Origin of the sequence: Mycobacterium sp. pV006 (genome assembly GCF_041287115.1) — a bacterium.
Taxonomy (GTDB): Bacteria; Actinomycetota; Actinomycetes; order Mycobacteriales; family Mycobacteriaceae; genus Mycobacterium.
In genome coordinates this window covers 1-3017 of the sequence record NZ_JBGGKT010000040.1, presented here as the reverse complement: position 1 = coordinate 3017, position 3017 = coordinate 1, and the positions used below count along the sequence as shown (strand labels likewise).

Genomic DNA, 3017 nt, shown 5'->3' with positions numbered 1-3017 from the left:
CGTGCCCCAGATTCAATGAGAAAGACACGCACTTACCCCAGATTCAATGAGAATGCCCCAGAATCAATGAGAACGGACAATCGAACACCTCGCACCCGCCATGGCAGCTGACGAAGCAACGACCCGCCATCGCGCCGTCGACGAGGCGTTGCGGCTGCTCCCCGACCTTGTGGCCGCAGGCCCAGTCAGCGGTACCGAACTCGCGGCCCAGGTCGGTGTGTCTGCGAGCCGATTGACCCATCTGTTCACCGAACAGGTTGGCATTCCGCTGCGCCGCTACGTGCTGTGGTTACGGCTGCGGCTCGCCATCATTTGCGCGCACGCCGGCGATGACCTGACCGGCGCCGCACATAATGCGGGGTTTTCCGACAGCGCCCATCTGACCCGCACCACGCGGGAGATGTTCGGGCTGGCGCCCTCGGCGTTGAGCCGGCACGTGTCCTGGGACCTCGACACCGCCGTGTAGCCGGATCATTCAAGCTCTGCCACGCCAGTAGCCGCGACGATCAGATGGTGAGCACGAAGTCCCCGCCATTGACGGCGATCACCGCGGCACAGGCGGTGGCCCGATACGGCTACGTGCCGGTCATGCTGCTCGGCCTCAACGGCGCCGGTGTGGCGTTAACCGCCGCCGGCGCCCCGAAATACTGGCTGCTGGCCGTGATGGCCGTCGCGATTGCCACCGCGTTCCTGGTCGAACGTGTCATTCCGTATGACCCCGAATGGAATCATGACCAGGCAGACAGCAGGCGCGACCGCATCCACGTCGCAGTCAACGAGACGCTGATCCTGGCCAGCGTGGCTGCCATTCCACTACTAGCTGCGGTCGTCCCGGCCCCGCAGCTGTGGCCGCGCACCTGGGCATTGCCGCTGCAGGTCCTCGCCGCGATCATGATCGCCGACCTCGGCATCACCGTGGTCCATGTGGCCAGCCACAAGATCGGCGTGTTGTGGCGTTTCCACGCCGTGCACCACAGCATCACCCGCTTCTACGGCCTCAACGGCCTGATGAAACACCCGCTGCACCAAACCGTCGAGATGGCCGCTGGTGTGGCACCGCTCATCCTGATCGGTCTGCCCGTCAACGTCGCCTCCCTGCTCGCAATCGCGGTGGCGATCCAGCTGCTGCTGCAGCACTCCAACGCCGACTACCGCGTGGGCCCCGCCAAGCACGTCTTGGCTCTCAACGAAGGCCACCGCTTCCATCACCTCAAGTGGGCCGGCATCGGCGACGTCAACTTCGGGCTGTTCACCCTGGTCTGGGACCACCTCATGCGCACCTACTCCTATAACCCCACCCGCCGATTCGACTCCACCCAGCTCGGCATGGCCGCACACCCCGACTACCCCACCGCGTACGGGCGGCAGCTGATACACCCCTTCACCCCCGCCGGAGGGTGCAGCCTCAAGTCCACCACCGCGACGAAGGACCCCACCGCGACGAGACCGACACCGGAGCAGGGCTGAGAGGGACCAGCGTCTAGCGCTCCCGGACCGTGATTGCCTCAAGCGTTCCCGATCAGCCCAGAACGCGTACTAGACCCATAGCCTTCTACGTGGCCTATTGCGCGCCACGGTCCGACGATCGACGAACAAAGGATCGGCAGCCCGTTCGGCGCCTGCCAGAGCTAGCCGGATGCCATGTCGGGCAGACCAGTGCGCAAGTCTGCGTCTTTACTGAATCTTCATCGAAGGACTAAGAAAGCCAAATGACGCATCAGCACACTTGAACCATATCCGTGAACGGTGCACCGCCGCCCGCGAACGGCTGTCGCGGCGCACGCAGTGCCCGCTCATCAGCGATGTCAACATTCGGATACGGAGACCACACTGATGCCGCAGGCGACTTGCCTCCCACCGTTTCGCAGGACGGCGCAGTGGCTGCGGACGGCCGTCCTGGCGATGGCGGTGCTGCTGATCGCGGCCGCGTGCAGCTCGTCGCCGGCCGCCGCGCCCCAGCCCGAGGTCATCACTGATAAAGGCACCCCGTTCGCCGACCTGCTAGTGCCCAAATTGCAGGCGTCGGTGACCGACGGAGCGATCGGTGTCGCGGTGGACTCCCCTGTTACCGTGTCCGCCGGTGACGGCGTTCTCGGCCAAGTCTCGTTGACCAACGAAGCCGGCGATCTCGTCGACGGACAGCTCAGCCCCGATGGCGTGTCCTGGTCGTCTGCCGAGCCGCTGGGCTACAACAAGCAGTACACCCTTCATGCCCAGGCCCTTGGACTGGGCGGCGCGACCACTACGACAGCGACCTTCGAAACCCACTCGCCCGACAACTTAACGATGCCCTACGTCCTGCCCAACGACGGCGAGACGGTTGGCGTGGGCCAACCCATCGCGATCCGCTTCGATGAAAACATCACCGACCGGATTGCGGCGCAGCAAGCGATCAACGTGACCACCACCCCCCCGGTCGAGGGAGCCTTCTACTGGCTCAATAATCGCGAAGTACGTTGGCGCCCAGCCGAATACTGGAAACCGGGAACAACAGTAGAGGTGGCGGTCAACGCCTACGGCGTCAACTTCGGTGACGGGCTGTTCGGTCAGGATGACGTCACTACCCGGTTCACCATCGGTGACGAGGTCATCGCCACCGCCGATGACGCCACCAAAACGATGACTGTGCGGCGCAATGGTCAGATCGTCAAGACCATGCCCATCTCCATGGGTAAAGCCAAGACCCCGACCGATAACGGCGCCTACATCATCGGAGATCGTTACTCGTTTCTGGTGATGGATTCGTCCACCTACGGAGTCCCGGTCAACTCTCCTGACGGATACCGCACCGAGGTGGAGTGGGCGACCCAGATGTCCTACAGCGGGATCTACGTGCACTCTGCACCGTGGTCGGTGGGCAGCCAAGGCATCGCCAATGTCAGCCACGGATGCCTCAACGTCAATCCGGCCAACGCCCGTTGGTTCTACGACAACACCCGGGTCAAGTCCAGGGACGTGGTGTACGACGTCGTCGTGTGATTCTTCGTGGTGATGGTTCAGGCGGTTAGCACTGCGGG

At 63.7% G+C, this 3017-nt stretch carries 1 protein-coding gene and 2 pseudogenes; all 3 read left to right on the top strand.

Translation table 11 applies throughout. From position 1 onward, the window contains the following. Nucleotides 1-115: 115 nt before the first annotated feature. A pseudogene (locus ACAG25_RS24665) lies at nt 116-466 on the top strand (helix-turn-helix domain-containing protein); the annotation flags it as partial. A 44-nt stretch (nt 467-510) separates the two neighbouring features. After that, the gene (locus tag ACAG25_RS24660; protein WP_370491048.1) at nt 511-1467 is read left to right on the top strand and encodes a sterol desaturase family protein; all 957 of its coding nucleotides are present in this window, start codon (nt 511-513) and stop codon (nt 1465-1467) included. Between the two features lie 366 nt (nt 1468-1833). After that, nucleotides 1834-2940 (top strand): annotated as a pseudogene (locus tag ACAG25_RS24655) (Ig-like domain-containing protein); the annotation flags it as partial. Between the last annotated feature and the right edge of the window lie 77 nt (nt 2941-3017).

What these genes read in the sequence shown, in the direction of transcription:
- ACAG25_RS24660 (WP_370491048.1), top strand. Translation starts at nt 511, where the DNA reads ATGGTGAGCACGAAGTCCCCGCCATTGACGGCGATCACCGCGGCACAG.